Origin of the sequence: Flavobacterium sediminilitoris (genome assembly GCF_023008245.1) — a bacterium.
Lineage (GTDB): Bacteria > Bacteroidota > Bacteroidia > Flavobacteriales > Flavobacteriaceae > Flavobacterium > Flavobacterium sediminilitoris.
The window spans coordinates 2574807-2592994 of record NZ_CP090145.1 but is presented as its reverse complement, the minus strand read 5'-3'; the positions used below and the strand labels follow the sequence as shown (position 1 = coordinate 2592994).

The window sequence follows — 18188 nt, the reverse complement described above, 5'->3', positions numbered from 1 at the left end:
TATACTTTCTTACAAAGTATTCGTGGAGAATATCGGAGTCGAACCGATGACCTCCTGCGTGCAAGGCAGGCGCTCTAGCCAGCTGAGCTAATCCCCCATTTAGTAGTCAATAGTTAACAGTTTGCAGTTAACAGACTTCAAACGGCTTACTCAACCTCTAAAATTTCCTATAAAAACTCGAAAATTGTAGTCCCGGGCAGACTCGAACTGCCGACCCCTACATTATCAGTGTAGTACTCTAACCAGCTGAGCTACGAGACTCTGTTTTCTTTAGTTTTTATTGTTTTTTGAACTAACAGCGAGAGTAAAATCAATCTCTTATACATACAACTTTATCTTTTCTCTAGAAAGGAGGTGTTCCAGCCGCACCTTCCGGTACGGCTACCTTGTTACGACTTAGCCCCAGTTACCAGTTTTACCCTAGGCAGCTCCTTACGGTCACCGACTTCAGGTACCCCCAGCTTCCATGGCTTGACGGGCGGTGTGTACAAGGCCCGGGAACGTATTCACCGGATCATGGCTGATATCCGATTACTAGCGATTCCAGCTTCACGGAGTCGAGTTGCAGACTCCGATCCGAACTGAGACCGGTTTTGAAGATTCGCATCATGTCACCATGTAGCTGCTCTCTGTACCGGCCATTGTAGCACGTGTGTGGCCCAGGACGTAAGGGCCGTGATGATTTGACGTCATCCCCACCTTCCTCGCGGTTTGCACCGGCAGTCTCGTTAGAGTTCCCGACATTACTCGCTGGCAACTAACGACAGGGGTTGCGCTCGTTATAGGACTTAACCTGACACCTCACGGCACGAGCTGACGACAACCATGCAGCACCTTGAAAGACGTCCGAAGAAAAATCTGTTTCCAAATCTGTCGTCTCCCATTTAAGCCCTGGTAAGGTTCCTCGCGTATCATCGAATTAAACCACATGCTCCACCGCTTGTGCGGGCCCCCGTCAATTCCTTTGAGTTTCACACTTGCGTGCGTACTCCCCAGGTGGGATACTTATCACTTTCGCTTAGCCACTCAAACCGAAGTCCGAACAGCTAGTATCCATCGTTTACGGCGTGGACTACCAGGGTATCTAATCCTGTTCGCTACCCACGCTTTCGTCCATCAGCGTCAATCATTTAGTAGTAACCTGCCTTCGCAATTGGTATTCCATGTAATATCTAAGCATTTCACCGCTACACTACATATTCTAGTTACTTCCTAAACATTCAAGCCCTACAGTATCAATGGCAGTTTCCTAGTTGAGCTAGAAGATTTCACCACTGACTTATAAGGCCGCCTACGGACCCTTTAAACCCAATGATTCCGGATAACGCTTGGATCCTCCGTATTACCGCGGCTGCTGGCACGGAGTTAGCCGATCCTTATTCCTACAGTACCGTCAAGCTGCTACACGTAGCAGTGTTTCTTCCTGTATAAAAGCAGTTTACAACCCATAGGGCCGTCTTCCTGCACGCGGCATGGCTGGATCAGGCTTGCGCCCATTGTCCAATATTCCTCACTGCTGCCTCCCGTAGGAGTCTGGTCCGTGTCTCAGTACCAGTGTGGGGGATCTCCCTCTCAGGACCCCTACCCATCATTGCCTTGGTATGCCGTTACCATACCAACTAGCTAATGGGACGCATGCTCATCTTGTACCGTTGGAACTTTAATAATCAGAAGATGCCTCCCGATAATACTATGAGGTATTAATCCAAATTTCTCTGGGCTATCCCTCTGTACAAGGTAGATTGCATACGCGTTACGCACCCGTGCGCCGGTCTCAAGTTAGCAAGCTAACTCTACCCCTCGACTTGCATGTGTTAGGCCTGCCGCTAGCGTTCATCCTGAGCCAGGATCAAACTCTTCATCGTATATTTTAATTTTGTACGATAATCGCTGACGTATAGTCTAATTCAATTTACTCTCTTTTACTTTATAACTTAAATCACTTTAAGTTATGCTGTCAATCCAATATGTCTATGAACGTGTCATTCTTTTTTATTCCGCTATTCTCTCGTTTAGCGGCTGCAAAACTACAACCTTCTTTTTAATCTCGCAAGCTTTTTTTGAAATATTTTTTAAAAGTTTTTCTTAAAATTAATCCCTAAAAAATCTTACTCAATATGTATCAGAACTTCGCTTGTTTAGCGGGCTGCAAAGGTAATTCTTTATTTTGAAACTGACAAACTTTTTTTGAAAAAAATTTTCTTTTTTTTGTCAACTTATAACCTTCATTATCTCTCAAAAAAATCACTCATGAACTTCGCTTAAACTTCATCACCTCACTCCTTATCTCTAAAGCATTTCAGTGAAATTGTTTGCGGGTGCAAAAGTAACTCTTTTTTTGAAACTGACAAACTTTTTTTGAAAAAAATTTTTCTTTTTTTATCAGCTAAATAACTACCGTTATATTCTCAAAATCTTTATATGAACTTGCCTTGATTGCGGGTGCAAAAGTAGACACTTTTTTCATTCCCACAAGACTTTTTTAAACTATTTTTAAATCTTTTTTAATCATCCCTAAAAATCAATTACTTACAAACAATCTTTTTTTAACCTTTACATAACTTTACAAAATAATCAACCCTAAACACAACAACCAAACCTCTAAAAATATACTAACACACACAAATCCCATACACACACAAACAAATTACTCTCAAACTTAATCTCCTATATATATAAAGAAAATAAAAGCTATTCTTATTTAAAATATCTATACCTATATATATTGTATTATTTATTATCCAAACGTTCTGCTTTCATTTTTTCAACCTTTTCCCTCCATACTTTCGCTAATTGCTTTATGTCAACTTCATTTGCTGGTGACTGATTTTGCAAACTACCATTACGAAACGCTGTAATCAAAATACTTTCTATATAAAAATCCTCTAATTCATCAAATGGTTTATAATCCTCCTTAATATTAATATCAAAAAGTTTCGCTGTATTATTTGACCAAAATGCTTTCCATCCGCTTTTATAATCCTTTATTAAATCAAATGTTGTTTGCCCTGTTTGTCTATAAATTAATTTTACTAAAATCTGACCATCTTTTCTTGATAGTTTTTTTAATCTTGGCTCAAATTCTTCTTGAAGGTATTTCTCTACTATTTTAAAGTACTTTTTCTTTTCTTTATTTGTTTTCAGTTTATCCATAGTCTCATTCAATTGTTTTAATTTTTGAGATGTCATTGTTGCGTATGGATATGTTTTATAAACTCTTCTCTTTAATATAAGTAATTTCTGTTTCTCTAGATCAACACCAGAAACATCATCTTTTGATACTACTACTTCTTTTAATTCTATTGAATAAAGAAGTGAAGAATCTTGTTCTGTCATTTTTAATGTATCTTGTACTTGTGCATTTACAAAAAGACTGCAAAAGAATAATATGTAGATGATATTTTTTTTCATAGTGTAAAAATCTACTCAAAAATAAATAAATAATAGATAAGTCTTAAAGCATTTTTATAATTTAGCAAAAAATAATTATATTATAATGAGTACAAAATCAATATTAAAAGAAAGTTCTTTAACTTTTTTAGAAAATTACTTAAATAATTCATCTCCTACTGGATATGAAGCTGAAGGTCAAAAAATATGGATGGATTATTTAAAACCATATGTTGATACCTTTATTACCGATACATATGGAACTGCTGTAGGAATAATTAATCCAGAAGCACCATACAAAGTAGTCATAGAAGGGCATGCAGATGAAATTGCTTGGTACGTAAATTATATTTCAGATGATGGTTTTATTTATGTTATTAGAAATGGTGGTAGTGATCATATGATTGCCCCATCTAAAAGAGTTTATATTCATACAAAAAAGGGGATTGTAAAAGGAGTCTTTGGTTGGCCAGCAATTCATACTCGCAACAAATCGAAAGAAGAACCTGCTCGTATTGATAATATATTTATTGATTGCGGATGCGATACAAAGGAAGAGGTTGAAAAATTAGGAATCCATGTAGGTTGTGTTATTACTTATCCTGATACATTTGAAATATTAAATGAAAATAAATTTATTTGTAGGGCAATTGATAATAGAATGGGTGGTTTTATGATTGCTGAAGTTGCTCGTTTATTAAAAGAAAATAAGAAAAAACTACCTTTTGGTCTGTATATTGTTAATTCTGTACAAGAAGAAATAGGTCTTCGCGGAGCAGAAATGATTACACAAACTATAAAACCAAATATAGCCATTGTAACTGATGTTTGCCATGACACTACTACTCCAATGATAGATAAGAAGATCGAAGGAGATTTAAAAATGGGACGAGGACCAGTTATTGCCTATGCTCCTGCAACACAAAATAATCTTCGAGAGATGATTGTTGAAACAGCTGAAGCTAATAAAATCCCATTTCAGAGACATGCTTCTTCTCGTGTAACAGGGACTGATACTGATGCTTTTGCTTATAGTAATGGTGGTGTTGCTTCCGCTTTAATTTCTTTACCACTTCGTTATATGCATACTACCGTAGAAATGGTTCATAGAGACGATGTTGAAAATGTTATTAAATTAATTTACGAGAGTCTTTTAAAAATTGAGAATAATGAAACATTCTCATATTTTAAGTAAAAAACTTATTCACTATATATAATTAAAGATAAAATCATCTAAAGTAATTATTATACTATTTTTTACTTTCACAGACTAAAACATCTATCACTTAATAGTAATTCTACTCCGTTTCTTTACATAAAAATGGAGTAGAACATTTTACAAAAAGCTGGGTTTAATTTAACCAATTATTTACATACTGCCTAATTTTCAATGCTATTATTTTTAAAAAAGCATTTATTTTTATGAAATTTTACAGTTTTTCTATACTCAAAATCAATATTTTAAGATAATATAACGATTATATCTGTACTTAATCGATTTCTTTACAATATATCAATTTAATAATTTAAAATTTGCCCAACAAGCAAAAAATCAAACTGTCTAGTTAACCACTATTTTTTTGATTTTAGAATTATTAATTTTTTATAATTTTTAGAAATGAATTCAAAAAATGTACTTATCATTTTAGTATTACTACCTTTATTAACAATAGCACAAGTAGGTATCGGGACAACTTCCCCAACAGAAGAATTAGATGTTAATGGAAACATTAGAATAAGAGGCCTTTCTAACTCTTCTGGAAGAACAACACAGGTTTCTGCACTTCCAGATGGAACTTTAGTAACCACATCAACAAATAACAATGCTCCTGGAATACGCTTTGTAGGCTTTTTATCATCTGATATTTCTTTAAATACAGATTCTAGTTTTAGAGATATCATTTTATCAAATGAGTTAATTGATGTCTCAAATGAATATAATACTTCATCAGGTAGATATTCTCCTGTTATAGATGGTTATTATAAAATTTCAATGGATTTCGATATTGGAGACTATTCTAGTACTACAAATGATTTAGACATTCTTATTGGACTTTGGGATTTCACTACAAATCAATGGGTTTTAAGAAGAACTTTTAAACATAAAAGTAATAATTCAATAGGTCTTGGTAGAAACGAAAGTTATGGAATAACAAATTATGTTCAATTACATTCTAATCACTCTTATGGTTTTAGAATATTTTCAGATTACGAAAATAACACAACTCGTGATGCTAGATTAAAATATCAAAACTACGGATCTACTGGAACATCACTATCAACCAATTTTTCAATAGAAAAAGTATTATAATTTTTTCATAATTAAAACTTTTTTAGTTTATAAACAACAACATTAAAATCTATAAATAAAATAGCTTCGGCTTTTAGATTTTAATACATTTTTTGTAGATAAAATTCTACACGGGTATATATGTATTAAGCACAATATAAGATATTATTTAACAATACATTTGTTTAATAAAGTTTAGACAAAGTAATAGGGTCAAGGTACTGAATAATTTATTAAACAATGTTAAAAATATAAATTTTAACAAAAAATACAGTTTTAATGTAATCTTTGTTAAAAAAAATGTATTTTTGCACTAACGTTATAAGTATCAATAAATTATATCTTCCAAATCTTTGTTATACGTGCCACTCATTATATTACCTAATTAGTAAGTCTAAAAAATAAAACTGTTTATTAACCAAAAAAGTTTTAATTATGAAAAAATTTTACTGTTATCTATTTATTTCCTTGTGCTCTATTTCTGTTGCACAAGTAGGTATAGGAACCACAACTCCAAAAGCTGCATTGGATGTAACAAGTAATACATATGGAACTTTAATTGTACGAACATCTTTAACTTCAAATACAGATAATAGTACTATTATCAATCCTAATGGAGGAAATATTGCAGAAAGCACGCTTGTTTACAATGATGGGTTGTCTGGTCTAAAACCATCTGGATTTTATTTTTGGTCAAATGATAAATGGAATTGTATTAACTGCAAAGAGTATGGAAACTTAAAACATAGTTTTAAAGCATCAGATCATAACGGTTGGTATTTATTAGATGGAAGATCAACGTCTTCACTTTCAACGAATGCACAAGCAATAGCAACAGCATTAGGTTTAGGAGCAAATTTACCAGACGCAACTAATAAAGTTCTTAAGGGAAAAAATACTTCTGAAACTTTAGCAAGTACTGTTGGGGCAAATTCTGTAACATTAAGCCAATCTAATTTACCAAATGTAAATTTTACAGGAACTACATCAACAGGTGGAAGTCACACACACTCTGGTACTACTAGTACTGATGGAAGCCACTCACATAGTTATACAGACAGAGGTAACACAACTTACAACACCAATGCTTATTCATCTTCATATGGACCTATAAACCCTGTTGCTGATAATACATCAGGATCTTATTCTACAGGATCTAGCGGAAACCATAGTCATAGTTTAAATATTAACTCAGCTGGATCTCATAATCATACTGTAACTGTAAATAGCGGTGGTACTAATACTGCAATTGATACAACTCCACTTAGTTTAGTAACTAATGTTTTCATTTACTTAGGAGAGTAAATTATGCCATAAATACTATACATAATTTAAAAAATGAGACTATGAAAAAATATATTTATTTAAGAATTGTATTAATGTCTAATTTTTTCTACGCACAAATAGGTGTAGGAACTAATAATCCTGAAGCAGCATTAGATGTTAAAAATGATACATACGGAACTCTTTTTATTCCTAGAGCTTCACTTACATCAATAGGAGATAAGACAACAATTGTGAATCCAGATGGAACTTCTTTAGCTGAAAGTACCTTAATATATAATGATGGATTATCTAGTTTAAAGCCAGAAGGATTTTATTATTGGTCAAACAACAATGATAGCTGGATTTGCATGACTTGTAAGAATGATTATGGAGATGTAACTTATAGTCTTAAAACAACTGATTTTGAAGGCTGGTATTTATTAGACGGAAGATCTATAACATCACTACCTGATAATGCAAAAATGGTAGCTCAGAGTTTAGGTATGACAACTAATTTACCTAATACTTTGGATAAAGTTTTAAAAGGAAAGACTCCTTCAGAAACCATAACTAGTTCTGTTGGATCAAATATAATTTCAATAAGTCAAGCTAATTTACCAAATATCGATTTTACAGGAACTACATCATCAACAGGTAATCATAACCATACTGGAACTACAAGCTCTAATGGAAATCATTCCCATTCTTACACAGATCGTGGCAATAGTACTGTTAATGCAAATTACGACAATAGAGGTGATTCTGGCACAATTGCAGATGATACAAGTAGCTCATATACAACAGGAACTGATGGTAATCATAATCACACATTAGACATAAATGCAGGTGGTAATCACAATCATACTGCAACTGTGAATAGTGGCGGTGGAAATACAACTGTAAACTCAACTCGTTTAAGCCTTGTAACTAATGTTTTTATTTATTTAGGAGAAAAATAGACTCTAACGAATAATAGAATAGAATTATAAAAAATAAATCCGAGTAGTACTCGGATTTATTTTTTATAACTAACCTTCTTTAATATAACTTTAAATTCTTATTTTTTTAAAAATTCTTGAATTAAAAGTTCTGCTTTTTTAGCACCACTACTTATAGCATGATCTAATGCTGCAAATCCATTTTTATCTTTTATTTTTAAATCTGCTCCTTTTTCAACAAGTAATTTAATAATTTCCACATTATCATATCTTGCAGCAAACATTAATGGAGTCATTCCTCTGTGTGTTGTTCCATTTAAATCAATACCGTATTCTATTATTTTTTCAACTAAATTTACATCTCCATCACTTATAGCTTTACAAAGTGGCGTTACATCATCATACACTTCAATAACATTCTTCCCAAAATCCATCTCAATATTAGATGCTTTGGATACATTTACAGATAAAATAAAAGCAAAACTTAATAACCCGATTACTTTTTTCATAATGTCTTTTTTAAAATAAATACTTAATTGTGTTTTATTATTTCACTACAAAGAACAAAAAAACCACGCAAAGCGTGGTTAATGTATCTTTAAAATAAGGTTATTTTATCTCGTTTTTAAAAAGGCTAATACATTTTCTTCAATTCTTGCATTTATGTTAGAAATATCTGCCTTCACAAATGATTCTCCTAAAATATTTTCAAATAATTCTATATAGCGTTCAGACACTGATGCAATATATTCATTTGTCATCTCAGGTATTTGTTGACCTTCTTTTCCTTGAAAACCATTAGTAATTAACCATTGACGAACAAATTCTTTTGACAATTGCTTTTGAGCTTCACCTCTATCTTGACGATCTTGATATCCATCTGCATAAAAATATCGTGAAGAATCTGGTGTATGAATTTCATCGATTAAAACAATCTTTCCTTCTTTCGTTTTTCCAAATTCATACTTTGTATCTACTAGAATTAAGCCTCGTGACGCTGCAATTTCAGTTCCTCTTTGATATAAAGCTCTTGTATATTGTTCTAAAACTATATAATCTTCTTCAGAAACAATCTTATTTGCTAAAATTGCTTCACGAGAAATATCTTCATCATGTTCTCCATTATCTGCTTTTGTTGAAGGTGTAATTATTGGAGTTGGAAACTTATCGTTTTCTTTTAATCCCTCAGGAAGCGTAACACCACAAAGGGTTCTTTTTCCTAAAGCATATTCTCTTGCTGCATGGCCTGCCAAATAACCTCTAATTACCATTTCTACTTTAAATGGTTCACATAAATGTCCTACTGCAACATTTGGATCTGGAGTAGCAATTAACCAATTCGGTACAATATCCTGTGTTAATTCCATGAATTTTGTAGCAATTTGATTCAAAATCTGACCTTTATATGGAATCCCTTTTGGCATTACTACATCAAAAGCAGAAAGTCTATCTGTTGCTATCATCACAAGAAGTTCATCTTCAATATTATAAACTTCTCTCACTTTTCCGTTATAAACGGATTTTTGACCTGGAAAATTAAAATTGGTCGAAGTAATTGTATTCATCAATTTGTTGTGTTGTTGTTTGTGCAAAAATAAATAAAAGGAACTAACTTTTCATACTTTATAAAAGATTCAATCTATTTTATTTAATCTTGAGCTTTTAAAAGGATTCAACTTTTTAAAACAGCTTGTTTAATAACAAAATTAAATAATCTATATCCTAAAAATTTCCTCAAGTATCGCATTAAATTAGCATCAAAACCAATAGTATATTTTTTATATCTTTTTGATGGATTCTCAGAAATTGAATATAATTTACTAATAATAGAGTTTGTTAAATCTTTATTCTTATTGTTTTTCTTATTTAAAATTTGATCTATTGTTTCCATCATATTATTATAAGAAGGAATATCTGATTGTCTACACTTAGTTACATTTTTCTGGAAATTGGTTGGTGCATTTCCAAACTGTACAGTACAAACACTTACATTAAAATCTAATAATTCATAAGACATACATTCTGAAAAACTTTCAACAGCTTGTTTAGTAGAGTGATAAAAATTACCTAATGGCAAATTTACTAATCCTGCAATAGATGTTATGTTTATAAACTGTCCATGGTTTTGTTTTCTAAATATGGGTATAAAAGCCCTACATACTTTTACAACTCCTAGCCAGTTAACATTAACAATTGTATCAATTTTTGAATCTTCTGAAAGCTCTACAAAACTTCTATAACCTAATCCCGCATTATTTATAATTACATCTATTACTTTATAGTCTCTTAAAATGTTTTGTTTTGCTTCTTCTATACATTCTGATGAAGTAACATCTAATTTGTAGCATTTAATTTTTTTATAATTGACTAAATCTCCTGCTAAATCTAAATTAACCATAGTAGCAATTACATTCCATCCTTTATCTGCAAAATATTTTGATGTTAACCTACCTAATCCTCCAGAAGCTCCTGTTATTAATATAGTATTCAATCTTTTTAACTTTTATTTTACAAATAAAGGTTTTTTAAAAGTAAATAACAAAGTTATACTCAAAAAACAAAAAAGGATACTAAATAAAAAATAAGTAGTATCCTTAACATAACCAATTCAAATATTTCTTTATAATGTTGACCAAATAGAATAACTATTTGGAGGACATTGAATTTTAACCCATTTATCTCCTTGAGTTACAGGTTGCCAAGTTGAGTTTCCTGTATAGTCTTTTATTGTAGTATTTGACCAATTTGTTTGAATCCATCTTTCTTGCCATGAACCTGAATTATTTAAATACACAACCAATCCAGGATTTCCATTATAGCCATTTCGTCTAGCTATATACTCATCATTATCTGCATAAAGAATAGATGTATTTCCCGTTGCTTTATTATTATGTATCCAAATTAAGTTATTAAGTTTATTTTTATCTAACCATTCTTCATAATCTTTATAAAAAATTGTTGGGTATCCTTCATGTGTTAAAATATAAGCATATGCTAAATCTTTTTTCCAAATTTGGTCTGTATCATGATTCGTAACAAAAGTAACAGCTCTAAAAGGCCTTCTTTTCCAAAGCATATCACCAGTACTCAATTTTGTTAAATCATTTCCATCAAAAGCATCATCCATTCTATAATAACATGCAAAATCAAAAGCAGAACTATTTGCGTTATCACACCACCATTCTAAAGTTGCTGCATTAGCATCCCAATATTCTCCTATTGAAAATCCTCCTACATTTGCGTTCCATTGATTCACAACCCAAGGTCCAAATCCTTTTACATAATCAAATCTCCATCCATCAAACTTCATTGTGTTTTTATAATATTTCCCTACTGCATCTGATCGTCCCCATAACCAATCTTGTACATAAGGATTAGCATGACATAGATCTGGAAAACCTCCAAAACTTCCTTCATCATTGTTTCCATAAGAGTTCTTATAAAAATCATGGTAACTTCTATTAAATTTTCCTGAAGCTACATTAAACTGTGTATAAGTATTTGAATTTGTATAAGGATTAAACTCGGACTGTCCTCCACTATTATGGTTTATAACAATATCAGCATATACTTTTATGTTTTCATTATGAGCTGCTGTTATTAAGCTAACAAGTTCTGTTTTTGATCCAAATCTTGTTTCAACTGTCCCATTTTGATTATAATCTCCAAAATCATAATAATCTGTAAGATCATATCCCATTGAAAAAGGACCATTTTGCGCTTTTGATGCTGGTGGCAACCATATAGATTCAATTCCTGCATTTCCCCAATCTGTAACTTTTCCTTTAACAACATTCCACCATGTTCCGCCAGCAGGAACATCCCAATAAAAAGCTTGCATCATTACTCCGCCTCCTGCACCAGAAACAAATTTAGCTGTCTCATTTGTTGATGTTGTACTAAATGGTCTTCCATCATGATTTGTAACCTGTATTGTTTTAAAATCTTTTGTTGTTTCTTCATAGTCAATTGTTTCATCACTACATGATAGTAATGAAAAAAAGACACACGAAATCAGTATTTTTAAGTTTATATTATTTTTCATATTTTATATAGTTAATTAATTTTATCTAAAAATAATTAATATTTAATAATTAAATAACATAAAAATTACGAATACACTAACGAAAACGTTTTCGTGTTAATAAGTATTTTAAAAAAACAATTCCTTGATTATCAAAACATAATAAACAAAATAGCCAATCACAAAGTGATTGGCTCTTAAATAAATTATCAAATTATATTAATCGTGGTTTTCAATACTCTTATAAGCATCGATTATTTTTTTAACTAATTTATGCCTTACAATGTCTTTATCATCAAGATAAATTATTCCTACTCCATCTACATCTTTTAAAATAAGAATTGCTTCTTTTAATCCCGAAATAGTTCTTCTAGGTAAATCTACCTGACCTGGATCACCTGTAATCATAAATTTAGCATTCTTTCCCATTCGTGTCAGAAACATTTTCATTTGACTATGAGTAGTATTTTGTGCTTCATCAAGAATTACAAAAGCATTGTCTAGTGTTCTTCCTCTCATGAAAGCCAAAGGTGCTATTTGAATAATTCCTTTTAAAATATAATCTTCCAACTTCTCTGAAGGGATCATATCTCTTAATGCGTCATATAGTGGTTGCATATAAGGATCAAGCTTTTCTTTCATATCACCAGGTAAAAACCCTAAATTCTCTCCTGCCTCTACTGCTGGTCTAGTTAAAATAATACGTTTTACTTGTTTTTCTTTTAATGCCTTCACTGCCATAGCAACACCAGTATAGGTTTTTCCTGTTCCTGCTGGTCCTATAGCAAATACCATATCATTTCGCATTATAGTGTCTACTAGTTTTTGTTGATTTGGTGTCATGGCTTTAACCAGCTTTCCGCCTACTCCATGTACTAATATTTTATCTCTATCATGCATGTGTTGTGTTTCCTGAGCTTCATTTTCTAAAATTCGAAGAATCACATTCTCATCAATGGTATTATAGCGTGTAAAATGAAGCATTAATCTTCTAAACTTAGTTTCAAATTCATCTAAAATCTCTTCTTCACCATAAGCTTTAAGCGTTGTTCCTCTAGCAACAATTTTCAATTTCGGATAATACTTTTTAACCGCTTCTAAATGAACATCTTGTGCACCCCAAAAATCTTTTGGAGTAATTTCTACTAATTCAATTATTCTTTCGTTCAAAGGCTTTCTTTTTAAATTGTTTTTGTTATACTAAAATTATAGTAGCTTTGTATTCAAATTTAAGAAAAACAAAGCTTGCTTTTAGAATAAGTTATAAACAAATTTATGTCAATAATTACCCTTACTACCGATTTTGGATTAAAAGACCATTTTGTTGGATCTTTAAAAGGGAAACTAATTTCTGGACTTGAAAACCCTGTTATTATTGACATTTCTCATAATATAGATCTATTTAATACACTTGAAGCTAGTTATTGTATTGCTGCTGCATATAAAAATTTCCCAAAAGGTACTATCCATATAATAGGTGTTGATAGTGAACGTACTACTACTACACAACATATTGCAATGCAATGGGACGATCATTATTTTATTTGCGCCGATAATGGTATTCTAAGCTCATTAATCCAAAAGAAGATTCCACAAAAACTAGTTGCTATTAATATTCACAATCGTCTTCAAGATGATGCTACAGATATGAATGTTTTTGTTGCTGTTGCTTGTCATATTGCAAGAGGAGGATTATTAAATGTAATTGGAAAAGAAATAAATGAATTAAAACCAATAAATGAATTAACGGCTCAAATATCTAGTGATATGCTTACTATTAAAGGATCTATTATTCATATCGATGAATTTGGCAATTGTGTGACGAATATTTCTAAAAAAATATTTAATGAAACAGCCCGAAATAGAACTTTTACAATAAAATTTCACAATAAAAAATTAGAGCGAATCCATGATTTTTACTCTGATTTTAAAAACACCGATAAATACTCTTTAAAATCGTTTGAAGGAAATGCACTTTGCCTTTTTAATGATGATGGTTATTTGGAAATTGCTATTTATAAAAGCAATCCTAAAACAGTGGGTTCTGCCTCTACTCTTCTAGGGTTAAAATTTAGAGATGTAGTAAGTATTATTTTTAATGAATAAAAAATATATAAATGTTTGTACGAATTGTAAAAATGCGTTTTCAAGAAGATAAAATTGACACTTTCTTAGAAAAATTCAACGTAATAAAAGAAAATATTAGACATTTTGAAGGGAATCAGTTTCTTGAACTATATCAAGATAAAAATGACAACCGTATTTTTTTCACTTATAGTTATTGGAATACTGAAGAAGATTTAGAAAACTATAGAAAATCGGATCTATTTAATGAAGTTTGGACTTTCACTAAAGCATTATTTAGCGATAAACCAGAAGCTTGGAGTGTAGATAAAATAGTTTCTTTACCATAAAATGATACAATAAAAAGTTTTATACAAATAAAACAATAAAAAATATAAATTTGCATTCAAGGTTATTATCAAAATGAGATAAAATCATTTGAGTCAAACTTTAAACATAAATAAATGAAAGCATTACTGCTACGAGAAATAAAATCTTTCTTTGGATCACCAATAGGGTATCTTGTTATTGCCATTTTCTTATTACTTAATGGATTATTCCTTTGGGTTTTTGAAGGCGATTTTAATATTTTAAATTCTGGTTTTGCCGATTTAGGTCCATTTTTTAAATTATCGCCTTGGATTTTAATTTTCCTTATTCCAGCCGTAACAATGCGTACTTTTTCAGATGAAAAAAAACAAGGTACAATAGAACTTCTTTTCACAAAACCATTATCAATGTGGGAAATTGTTAATGGAAAATTTTTAGGCGCTTTTGTATTAATTGTTTTAGCAATTATACCAACATTAGTATATGTTTGGATTATTTCTCATTTTGGAAATCCCGAAGGCAATATTGATATGGGAAGCACAATGGGTTCATATTTTGGTCTTTTATTTTTAATTGCAGCTTATACAGCAATAGGAATATATACTTCTACACTTTCTGAAAATCAAATTGTTGCTTTCATATTAGCAGTATTTGTCTGTTTTTTCTTCTATTTTGGTTTTGAAGGCATTTCAAATTTATTAAAAGAAAATAGTAAGTTCATTGCCTTTTTAGGAATGGATTATCATTTTAAAAGTATGAGTCGAGGTGTTATTGATACACGAGATGTACTTTATTTTTTAAGTGTAACGATTCTATTTTTATCAATTACTGTTTATAAACTTAAAACATTAAAAGGATAATGAAAGCAGCTAAAAAACAAAATCTAAAATCATTATTCATTACAATAATTGTTTTAATTGCTATTAATTTTGGTAGTAATTATTATTTCAAACGCTTCGATCTAACACAAGATAAACGATATACTCTTTCTGAAACGTCATTAAATATTATTAAGAGTATAGATAGTCCATTGCAAATTGAAGTATTTTTAGAAGGCAATTTTCCTCCAGAGTTTAAACGTTTACAAAACGAAACAAAACAACTATTAGAAGAATTTTCTGCTTACAATCCAAATATAGTTTTTGAATTTAAAAATCCTGTTGAAAAAGAAGAAGAACGATTTGCTGTAATGCAAACTTTTCATGCTAATGGGTTACAACCTCTAAACATAACTGTTGAAGACAAAGGAAAACAAAGCCAGGAAGTCGTATTTCCTTGGGCAGTTGCCAGTTATGGAACAAAAAATGCTAAAGTATCATTATTAAAAAATTTAATGGGTGCTTCTACTGAGCAAAAAGTAATCAGTTCCGTACAACATTTAGAGTTCGCTTTTGCAGAAGCATTCAACAAAATAAGCAAAGAGAAGCAGAAAAAAATAGCCGTTATAAAAGGAAACGGAGAACTAGACGATTTATATATTGCCGATTTTATAAAATCAGTACGTGAGAGTTATTACATTGGTACTTTTACATTAGATTCTGTAGCAAAACAACCTAAAGAATCTTTAGGAGCTTTAAAAAGATATGATTTAGCTATAATTGCAAAACCAACCGAACAATTTACAGAAGAAGAAAAAGAAGTACTAGATCAGTTTATTGTAAATGGAGGAAAAACATTATGGATGGTTGATAATGTAGTAGCTAATTATGAAGATTTATATAACCAAACAGGAAGTATTTTAGCGCATCAAAATGATTTGAATCTTACTGATATGTTTTTTAAATATGGATTAAGGATTAATCCATTGCTAATTAAAGACGAGCAAGCTACACCTATAAAATTAGCAACAGGAAAGCAAGGAAGCCAAACTCAATATGAACAATATTTTTGGAAATTTTCCCCTTTTATCTATCCATCAACAAATCACCCATTAGTAAAAAACATGGAAGGCATTAAGTTTGAATTTGCCTCTCCTATTGAATTATTAAAAAATGATATCCAAAAAACAGTACTATTAAGTAGCTCCGAATATTCAAGACCAATAGGAACACCTTCTCAAATTTCATTAGATATGGTCTCAGAAGAAACAAGTCCAGAAGAATATTTAGGAAAAGGACTAATGCCTGTTGCTGTTCTATTAGAAGGATCTTTTCCATCTATGTATAAAAACAGAGTACTTCCATTTAAAGACAATACATACAAAGCAGATGGTGTTGCAAACAAAATGATTGTAATTTCTGATGGCGATATTATAAAAAATCAAATTGAAAATAACGCACCATTAGAATTAGGTTTTGATAAGTGGACAAATAATTTATATGGCAACAAAGAGTTCTTAATGAATTGTGTAAATTACCTATTAGATGATACTGGACTTATCAACATTAGAAGTAAAGATGTTAATTTACCATTATTAGATAAAGAAAAGGTGTACCAAAACTATACTTGGGCACAAATGATAACTATCGGGTTGCCAATAGTTATTTTAGGAATTTTTGGTTTTTTATTCACTTATTTAAGAAAAAGAACCTATAGCAAATAGATGTTAATAAAATGTTTTTGTGTTTGCTAATAATTAGAATATATTTGTGAAATAAAATCATAAAAGATTTTAAAATAAAAGAAGATGAAGTTTATAGTATCGAGTTCATATTTATTAAAACAGCTACAAGTATTAGGAAGCGTCATTAATAGTAGTAATACGTTACCTATTTTAGACAACTTTTTATTTGAATTAAACAATAATCAGCTAACTGTTTCTGCATCAGATTTAGAAACAACAATGTCAGCCTCGTTAGAAATAGATTCAACAAGCCAAGGAAGTATTGCAGTACCTGCAAAACTATTATTAGATATACTTAAAACATTTCCAGAACAACCTTTAACTTTTACTGTAGAAGAAAACAGTACTGTAGAAATAAGCTCTAATTCTGGTAAATATGCTATTGCTTATGCAGTTGGAGAAGAATTTCCAAAAGCGGTTGCACTAGAAGATCCATCTTCTACAATTGTACCAGCCGAAGTACTTGCTACTGCTGTAAGTAAAACAATTTTTGCTGCTGGAAATGATGATTTAAGACCTGTAATGAGCGGTGTTTTCTTTCAATTTTCACCAGAAGGATTAATATTTGTTGCTACAGATGCTCATAAACTAGTAAAATATGCTCGTACAGATGTTAAAGCGTCTCAAGTAGCCGATTTTATTATGCCTAAAAAACCTTTAAACATCTTAAAAGGAATTTTAGCGGCTTCTGATGCAGAAGTAAAAATAGAATATAATGATGCTAATGCTACATTCTCTTTTGAAAACTATGTGCTAACATGTCGTTTAATAGATGGAAAGTATCCTAACTACGAAGCCGTAATTCCAAAAGAAAATCCAAATAAATTATTAATCAATAGAGTTCAATTTTTAAGCTCTGTACGTCGTGTGGCTATTTTTGCTAACAAAACAACGCACCAAATACGTCTAAAAATTGCAGGAACAGAATTAAACATTTCTGCTGAAGATATTGATTACTCTAACAAAGCAGACGAACGTTTAACTTGTGATTACCAAGGTGATGATATGCAAATTGGTTTCAATTCTCGTTTCTTAACAGAAATGTTAAACAATCTTACAAGTGACGAAATTCAATTAGAAATGTCTATGCCAAACAGAGCAGGAATACTTACCCCTGTTGATGGTTTAGATGATGGCGAAACAGTAACAATGCTTGTTATGCCAGTTATGTTAAGCAATTAATAAAAAACAAAAGCATAAGTAAAAAGAAACAACCTTTTTTCTATATGCTTAAAATGACTATAACCAACCTTAACCCAAAAAAACCGCAGAAACTGAAAAGTGAATGCGGTTTTTTTATTGTCTATATTTTTATAACATACA

The 18188-nt window shown here is 31.0% G+C and carries 15 protein-coding genes, 2 tRNA genes and 1 rRNA gene; 9 read left to right on the top strand and 9 right to left on the bottom strand.

Going from position 1 to position 18188, the window contains the following annotated elements:
- Positions 1–23: 23 nt before the first annotated feature.
- From LXD69_RS11915 to LXD69_RS11900, 4 genes are all read right to left on the bottom strand, one after another.
- Positions 24–97: transfer RNA gene (locus LXD69_RS11915), tRNA-Ala, on the bottom strand.
- 90 nt (positions 98–187) lie between these two features.
- Positions 188–261: transfer RNA gene (locus LXD69_RS11910), tRNA-Ile, on the bottom strand.
- Positions 262–347: 86 nt separating this feature from the next.
- A 16S ribosomal RNA gene (locus tag LXD69_RS11905) occupies positions 348–1865 on the bottom strand.
- 865 nt (positions 1866–2730) lie between these two features.
- Entirely contained in the window at positions 2731–3411 is a 681-nt protein-coding gene (locus LXD69_RS11900) for a DUF4294 domain-containing protein (protein WP_045972438.1), read from the bottom strand.
- An 85-nt stretch (positions 3412–3496) separates the two neighbouring features.
- On the opposite strand from LXD69_RS11900, the gene LXD69_RS11895 reads away from it, so the two are divergent.
- From LXD69_RS11895 to LXD69_RS11880, 4 genes are all read left to right on the top strand, one after another.
- A complete protein-coding gene (locus tag LXD69_RS11895) occupies positions 3497–4585 on the top strand; it encodes a M42 family metallopeptidase (RefSeq protein WP_246915586.1) in 1089 nt (362 codons plus the stop codon).
- Between the two features lie 423 nt (positions 4586–5008).
- A complete protein-coding gene (locus tag LXD69_RS11890; protein WP_045972434.1) occupies positions 5009–5701 on the top strand; it encodes a hypothetical protein in 693 nt (230 codons plus the stop codon).
- 414 nt (positions 5702–6115) lie between these two features.
- Positions 6116–6985 carry a hypothetical protein gene (locus LXD69_RS11885; protein WP_246915585.1) on the top strand — a complete coding sequence of 290 codons (870 nt, stop codon included), beginning with the start codon at positions 6116–6118 and terminating at the stop codon, positions 6983–6985.
- A 41-nt stretch (positions 6986–7026) separates the two neighbouring features.
- On the top strand, positions 7027–7905 hold the full coding sequence (locus LXD69_RS11880) for a hypothetical protein (RefSeq protein ID WP_246915584.1): 879 nt from the start codon (positions 7027–7029) through the stop codon (positions 7903–7905).
- A 98-nt stretch (positions 7906–8003) separates the two neighbouring features.
- Here the strand turns inward: LXD69_RS11880 and LXD69_RS11875 are convergent, their stop codons facing one another.
- The 5 genes from LXD69_RS11875 to LXD69_RS11855 all read right to left on the bottom strand — a co-directional run bounded on the left by LXD69_RS11875 (position 8004) and on the right by LXD69_RS11855 (position 13078).
- Positions 8004–8393 carry an ankyrin repeat domain-containing protein gene (locus LXD69_RS11875; RefSeq protein ID WP_246915583.1) on the bottom strand — a complete coding sequence of 130 codons (390 nt, stop codon included), beginning with the start codon at positions 8391–8393 and terminating at the stop codon, positions 8004–8006.
- 105 nt (positions 8394–8498) lie between these two features.
- On the bottom strand, positions 8499–9449 hold the full coding sequence (locus LXD69_RS11870) for a phosphoribosylaminoimidazolesuccinocarboxamide synthase (RefSeq protein WP_045972428.1): 951 nt from the start codon (positions 9447–9449) through the stop codon (positions 8499–8501).
- A 107-nt stretch (positions 9450–9556) separates the two neighbouring features.
- The gene (locus LXD69_RS11865) at positions 9557–10375 is read right to left on the bottom strand and encodes an SDR family NAD(P)-dependent oxidoreductase (protein WP_045972426.1); all 819 of its coding nucleotides are present in this window, start codon (positions 10373–10375) and stop codon (positions 9557–9559) included.
- 129 nt (positions 10376–10504) lie between these two features.
- A complete protein-coding gene (locus LXD69_RS11860) occupies positions 10505–11929 on the bottom strand; it encodes an alpha-amylase (RefSeq protein WP_246915582.1) in 1425 nt (474 codons plus the stop codon).
- Positions 11930–12127: 198 nt separating this feature from the next.
- Positions 12128–13078, bottom strand: coding sequence for a PhoH family protein (locus LXD69_RS11855; RefSeq protein ID WP_045972422.1), 951 nt, complete (start codon positions 13076–13078; stop codon positions 12128–12130).
- Between the two features lie 105 nt (positions 13079–13183).
- Here LXD69_RS11855 and LXD69_RS11850 point away from each other — a divergent pair, with 105 nt between their 5' ends.
- From LXD69_RS11850 to dnaN, 5 genes are all read left to right on the top strand, one after another.
- Positions 13184–14014: an SAM hydrolase/SAM-dependent halogenase family protein gene (locus LXD69_RS11850; RefSeq protein WP_045972420.1), complete on the top strand. Its 831-nt coding sequence runs from the start codon at positions 13184–13186 to the stop codon at positions 14012–14014.
- 11 nt (positions 14015–14025) lie between these two features.
- Complete coding sequence (locus tag LXD69_RS11845; RefSeq protein ID WP_246915581.1) at positions 14026–14322, top strand: putative quinol monooxygenase; 297 nt, start codon at positions 14026–14028, stop codon at positions 14320–14322.
- A 114-nt stretch (positions 14323–14436) separates the two neighbouring features.
- The gene (gene gldF, locus LXD69_RS11840) at positions 14437–15162 is read left to right on the top strand and encodes a gliding motility-associated ABC transporter permease subunit GldF (RefSeq protein WP_045972416.1); all 726 of its coding nucleotides are present in this window, start codon (positions 14437–14439) and stop codon (positions 15160–15162) included.
- Positions 15162–16844, top strand: a complete 1683-nt coding sequence (gene gldG / locus LXD69_RS11835; RefSeq protein WP_246915580.1) for a gliding motility-associated ABC transporter substrate-binding protein GldG — start codon at positions 15162–15164, stop codon at positions 16842–16844. Before gldF ends, gldG begins: the two co-directional genes overlap by 1 nt.
- An 84-nt stretch (positions 16845–16928) precedes the next feature.
- Positions 16929–18047 carry a DNA polymerase III subunit beta gene (gene dnaN / locus LXD69_RS11830; protein WP_045972411.1) on the top strand — a complete coding sequence of 373 codons (1119 nt, stop codon included), beginning with the start codon at positions 16929–16931 and terminating at the stop codon, positions 18045–18047.
- Positions 18048–18188 lie beyond the last annotated feature (141 nt).